This window comes from Streptomyces sp. NPDC007164 (assembly GCF_040634135.1).
GTDB lineage: Bacteria > Actinomycetota > Actinomycetes > Streptomycetales > Streptomycetaceae > Streptomyces > Streptomyces sanglieri.
Genome location: NZ_JBEYFB010000116.1, coordinates 1 through 5,111 on the forward strand (window position 1 = coordinate 1; position 5,111 = coordinate 5,111).

The 5,111-nt window shown below is 67.1% G+C and carries 4 protein-coding genes and 4 pseudogenes; 2 read left to right on the forward strand and 6 right to left on the reverse strand.

The features are described from left to right. Nucleotides 1-79: 79 nt before the first annotated feature. Nucleotides 80-676 (forward strand): annotated as a pseudogene (locus ABZ622_RS41645) (hypothetical protein); the annotation flags it as partial. A gap of 40 nt (nucleotides 677-716) precedes the next feature. Here ABZ622_RS41645 and ABZ622_RS41650 read toward each other — a convergent pair. From ABZ622_RS41650 to ABZ622_RS41675, 6 genes and pseudogenes are all read right to left on the reverse strand, one after another. Next, nucleotides 717-1,100 (reverse strand): annotated as a pseudogene (locus ABZ622_RS41650) (GDSL-type esterase/lipase family protein); the annotation flags it as partial. A gap of 30 nt (nucleotides 1,101-1,130) precedes the next feature. Continuing rightward, on the reverse strand, nucleotides 1,131-2,051 hold the full coding sequence (locus ABZ622_RS41655) for a hypothetical protein (protein WP_360552502.1): 921 nt from the start codon (nucleotides 2,049-2,051) through the stop codon (nucleotides 1,131-1,133). Between the two features lie 143 nt (nucleotides 2,052-2,194). Beyond that, a pseudogene (locus tag ABZ622_RS41660) lies at nucleotides 2,195-2,422 on the reverse strand (integrase core domain-containing protein); the annotation flags it as partial. 30 nt (nucleotides 2,423-2,452) lie between these two features. Next, the gene (locus tag ABZ622_RS41665) at nucleotides 2,453-2,716 is read right to left on the reverse strand and encodes a hypothetical protein (RefSeq protein WP_360552504.1); all 264 of its coding nucleotides are present in this window, start codon (nucleotides 2,714-2,716) and stop codon (nucleotides 2,453-2,455) included. Further along, nucleotides 2,713-3,051: a maleylpyruvate isomerase N-terminal domain-containing protein gene (locus tag ABZ622_RS41670; RefSeq protein ID WP_360552506.1), complete on the reverse strand. Its 339-nt coding sequence runs from the start codon at nucleotides 3,049-3,051 to the stop codon at nucleotides 2,713-2,715. Before ABZ622_RS41670 ends, ABZ622_RS41665 begins: the two co-directional genes overlap by 4 nt. Nucleotides 3,052-3,294: 243 nt before the next feature. Beyond that, complete coding sequence (locus ABZ622_RS41675) at nucleotides 3,295-3,798, reverse strand: NUDIX hydrolase (RefSeq protein WP_266647955.1); 504 nt, start codon at nucleotides 3,796-3,798, stop codon at nucleotides 3,295-3,297. A gap of 163 nt (nucleotides 3,799-3,961) precedes the next feature. Here ABZ622_RS41675 and ABZ622_RS41680 point away from each other — a divergent pair. Continuing rightward, nucleotides 3,962-4,985: pseudogene (locus ABZ622_RS41680) on the forward strand (transposase). Nucleotides 4,986-5,111 lie beyond the last annotated feature (126 nt).

A 5,111-nucleotide genomic window follows, 5' to 3' on the forward strand; every position in this document is an offset into this window, starting at 1 on the left:
ACTCAACGCCTTCGACATCACCTTCGACGGCCGACTCACCGCCGGACGCCGGTAGAAACAATCAACCGAGTCCCACCGTTCGCTGTACAGACCCCGTACGCACGGGGAGTTGGAGCCGCTGGTGCGGGATCTTCCGGCGCCGGGCGCGGTGGTGGCTCCGGTGAGGTCGGCTCCGGCGCGGACCGGATCGCAGAAGCGGTGGGCGGACCGGATCGGCAAGCCCGCCACGTCGGGCGGCGCGTTCGCGTTCTGGGGTGGGTTCGGCCGCCGGGGGAACTGGACGGTGAGCCGGAAGTTCACCGCGTTCGCGATGTGGGGCGGCGGTGAGATCGATCTGCGGGAGGCGAACTTCGAGGACCGCGAGGTGGTCATCCGCTGTTTCACGATCACGGGCGGTATGCAGGTGACGGTTCCGCCGGAGCTGAATGTCGAGGTCAAGGGGATCGGCATCATGGGCGGCTTCGGGGAGCGTTCGAAGGACGAAGGGGTCCCGTCGCCGGATGCCCCGCGGGTGCGGATCACCGGGTTCGCGCTGATGGGCGGTGTCGGTGTGGAGCACAAGCGGAGCAAGGCGGAGAAGCAGCGGATGCGGGACGCGGAGCTGGAGCGGCAGCGGGAGCTGGACGGGGAGCGCGGGAGCGGGCGTGGCCGGCTGGAGAAGGGTCCGTCGGACTGAGGAGGGGCGGCGCCCCGGGGCGCTCGCGGGGCGTGCCTGGTCAGAGCTGGTCGGATCTGGGCCGGTCGTGCACCAGTGTGGTCAGGTCCACCAGTGAGCCCAGCTGCCGGTAGCCCGTGTCGTTCAGGTGGAGATGGTCGCCGCCGTCGTAGGCCGGCCGGAGCCGGGTCGGGCGGTAGGGGTCGCGGGCGGCCGCGTCGAAGTCGATGACGTGGTCGAAGATCCCGCCCGCCCGGATCAGCGCGTTGACCCGTTCCCGTACGTCGTTGCGCGCGGGTGTCCAGGTGCGGTACCCCTCGTACGGCATCAGTGTCGCCCCGACGACCCGGAGTCCGCGGGCGTGGGCGCGCCGTGTCATGGACCGCAGGCCGTCCGCGATGCGCTGCGGGTCGGTCTCCTGCGGGGTCTGCTGCACATCGTTGATGCGTACGACGGAAGTCAGCATGAAGCGAACTCAGGTGAGGTCATGCCAGGTGTTCCCATCATCGCTCCAGCATTGGTGCTTGCGCCCGGTCGCCAGGAGAACGCCGTCGCCGGCATCCAATTGACCGCAGGTCACCGGCCCTGCGAGACGCATGTCCACCTGCTGCGGCACATGATTCGCGTCGAGCCGATAGAGCGCATTGCTGGTGGCCAGGTAGATCCCGTCGTTGAAGTACTGGATATCCCATATCTGGGCATCCAGGCCGGTCTCGACGACCTCCCAGGCGCTTCGTGAGCCGATCATCAGGAAGCCGTTCTTGCCCGCAACCACCACCCGGCGGTCGGGAAGCACGTGCACCGCATTGAGGATCACGTTGGTGGGGCTGTCCAGTTGCTCCCAGCGTCCCGCGTCGCAGCGCCACACCTCGCCGGCATAGCCCGCGGCATACAGTTCCGCTTCGTCGATGCCATGGATCGCGTTGAAGCCGACGACCTCCATAAGCTGGCGGTCCTGCAGCGCTCCTGCATCCTTCCGCTCCCAGGTGCCCGCCAGGTTGCGTCGGTAGACCTGCCGTCCCATGCCCACGGCATAGACGCCTTCGCCAATGGTCCGCAGGTCGCGCAGCACACCATAGACATCGGGCCCATCACCGGCGGGCCAGATCGGCGACTCGCTGTCGCCGCTGGCGGTGCCGTAGCCCATGTGTCCATCCGGCCCCATGTAGACCAGTTCGATGCCGCCGCCACGCGGAACCCTCTGGATCGCCATGCGCGTGCAGTACCAGGTCAGGTTGAACGCCGCCGGTTGCGCCGCCGAAAAATCCCACTTGATCAGGGTCGCGTTCGCCGCTCCCTGCTCCGTCAACTGGTCGATCTGGGCCACCGCCCGAACCGTCGTACGGTTCTGGACCAGGCCGTGCAGATAACTGAAATGCTTTTCCTCAAACGTCACCTTGCGTGCTCCTTAGTGTGAACCGCTGGCCACCGACATGCCGCTCATCGCCGAGATTTCCGCTTGCAGCGTGGCGCTACCACTGGTGGGAGGCCATCGGTGCTCAGGCGTCCCCCGGAGTGTGGACACAGGGGCTCATGCCGCGATTGAGAGTTTAGCTGCTGTTCGAACTCCACCGGTGAGAGGTGGTTGAGGGCGCTGTGGCGTCTGCGGGCGTTGTAGTAGGTCAGCCACTGGAAGATCTCCAGCCTCGCTTGACGCATCGTCGAGAACAGCCTCTGGTGCATCGTCTCCCTCTTGAGGCCCTGCCAGAACGACTCGGTGAGGGCGTTGTCGTAACTCGAGCCGACCCGGCCCATGCTCCTGCGGATGTGGAAGGTCGAGCTCGCCCTTTCCTTCGCTCAGCGGCCGAACAGACGCAGCAGCCGGGCTTGGCGGGCCTCCCCGGCCACGGGTGGAGCCCCTGGGGCGGCGAAGAAGCGGTGGGTAGTGCCGGCGGAGACAGGTGACTCCGCCAAGCCGGCGCAAATTTCGGCGAGGTGCTCTTCGATCCAGGCGATGAGCTCCGGATCGAGCTTCTCGGGAGCGTTGACGGCTCGGGCCAGGTCCCAGGTGTGAATGGCCGCATCCGTGGTGCGCACGGCGAGGGCCTGTTCTCCGGTCACCGGGCCGAGAGGGTAGTCGAGAGTCTGCTGGAGGGCGCCCGGCCTCCGGAACGCCTCGGCGCACTCCCGCACCGACCGGATGTAGGCACCCACCGGATCGCTGCCCAGAGCGTCCTCGTCCCGGGCCGGAGGCAGTCGTCGGCCGAGCCGCCGTCCAGCAGAGAGACGTAGTTGAGGTTTCCCCGGGTCATGTGGTTGACGAGGTGGCGTACGTCCCACTCTGCGCAGGGGGTGGGTACCGTCCACTGCTCGGCCCGTACCGCGCGCAGCTTGTGGGTGAACTCGGAACCGGAGAGTAGATAGCGGTCGATGATTCCAGCGAAGCGGTATGACATGGCCGCAGCGTAGAAGTGCAGAAGGCGACGTGCTGGCGGAAATCAGCCGCCGAGCCCCGGAGGCACGCCCGCCGGCCACTTGCCCGGAAGGCGGGTCTCCTGGACTGAGCCAGTAGGCAGTCACTTCTCGTCGACATGCACGGCCCCACTGATCAGCAAGTGACTCCGAAACCAGTCGACAAACGCTGTTCCTAGTACTCCAGCTGTAGATCGTGATCTTCGTGTGGTGGCCATCGTCTGGCGTCACCAGCGGGCGACCAGCGTCTCGTCTCTACCTCGGTTGCGGTAAAGCCAGGTGGTCCCGGGCGCGACATCCCCGGTCAGATATCCGACGATGGGCTCCCGCTGTGTTGCGCTGTCCAGCTCGCCGAGCAGCTTCAGGGCGTCGGGCAGGGGGAAGAAGGCGGCCTGTTTGATGTCGTCGTCCTGTGGCGCGATGTCACCCGACCACTCGTCGATCTCGAAGGCAGCGGCCAGTGCCGAAGGGTAGGGCTCGGAATCGATGTGCATGAGGAATGCGGTCCGCACCGGGTCGCCTACCAGCAGGCCGGTCTCCTCCCGTAGCTCGCGCCGGAGGGCTTCGTGCATGAGCTCGCCGTCCTCGACCCCGCCACCGGGCAGCGACCAGAGGATCTCGCCGGCGGCGCCGAGACTTTCTCGCACGAGCAGGATCTCGTCGCCTTGGCGGATGATGCCAATGACCAACTGCACCCGGGGTTTTGGGGCCTTCGAATCCTCTGCCGTCATGCCGCAGACCGTACGTGATGGCCTACGCGCGGATAGCCAGGGCCGGTGTGGTGACGGGTGCGGCCACCGTTGATCATCGTGAGTTGTGTGGACTGACGAAGAGACGGTGGCCGCAGGTCACAGCATAGATCCAGGCCGTTGGCGGGAGGTGTTCGAGGTGGCCATGGGCCGCATCGCAGGCCGGTTTGCCCGGGTCGAACCCCGGCTGCGGGCCGGGCGGTTGGTGCTGGGGCTGCTGTCGGACCTGCCGCGCAAGAACTGCTGGACGATCGCGGAGTGGGCCGGGGAGAAGTCCCCGCATGGCATGCAGCACCTGCTATGCCGGGCCGCCTGGGACGCCGATGCCGTGCGGGACGACGTGCGCGAGTACGTCGTCGAACATCTCCACGACGAGGCGGCAGTGCTGGTCGTGGACGAGACCGGCGATGTGAAGAAGGGCACCCGCACCGTCGGGACGGTTCCTGGACGCCGGGCACCGCATCGACTGGGTGACCGGCGACGAGGTCTACGGCGGCAACCCGAAACTGAGGTCCGCCCTGGAAAAACGCGGCCTGGGCTATGTCCTCGCGGTGGCCTGCTCGGCCGAAGTGACCACCGGTGCGGGCACGTTCCGCGCCGACGCGCTGGCCAGGAAGCTCCCGAAGCGGGCCTGGCAGAAACTGTCCGCCGGACGCGGCGCGAAGGGGCACCGCTACTACGACTGGGCCGTCATCGACCTCACCGGCCCTCCGCCCGGCCACCGTCAGCTGTTGGTCCGGCGCAACCGCACCACCGGAGAACTCGCCTACTACCGCTGCCATTCCACCGGGCCGGTCCCGTTGCACACCCTGGTCAGGACGGCCGGATCCAGGTGGCGGGTGGAGGAGACCTTCCAGACCGAGAAGGGCCTGGCCGGACTCGATGAACACCAGGTCCGCCGTTACCCGTCCTGGAGCCGCTGGGTCACCCTCGCCATGCTCGCTCATGCCTTCCTCGCCGTCGTCCGCGCAGACGAACACACACATCGCGCCGGACCGGACGGCCTGGCCCCGCTGACCTGCAACGAGATCCAGCACCTGTTCCTCACCGTCACCGTCCGGCCGCTGAACGACCTAGCCCACCGGCTCGGCTGGTCCGACTGGCGACGACGCCACCAGGCACGATCACAGACCAGCCATTACCGCCGACAAGCCGCAGCCCAGACATGAAGATCACGATCTACAGCTGGAGTACTAGAGATCAACGAAGCCACACGTGGTCCTGGCGACGCAGCGGCGAATTCACGGTTTCCACCGATCAAGCTCACGGAGTCGATCGGCGCCTGGCGCGTGCAT

What these genes read in the sequence shown, in the direction of transcription:
- ABZ622_RS41670 (WP_360552506.1), bottom strand. Translation starts at nt 3,051, where the DNA reads ATGTCATACCGCTTCGCTGGAATCATCGACCGCTATCTACTCTCCGGT.
- ABZ622_RS41675 (WP_266647955.1), bottom strand. Translation starts at nt 3,798, where the DNA reads ATGACGGCAGAGGATTCGAAGGCCCCAAAACCCCGGGTGCAGTTGGTC.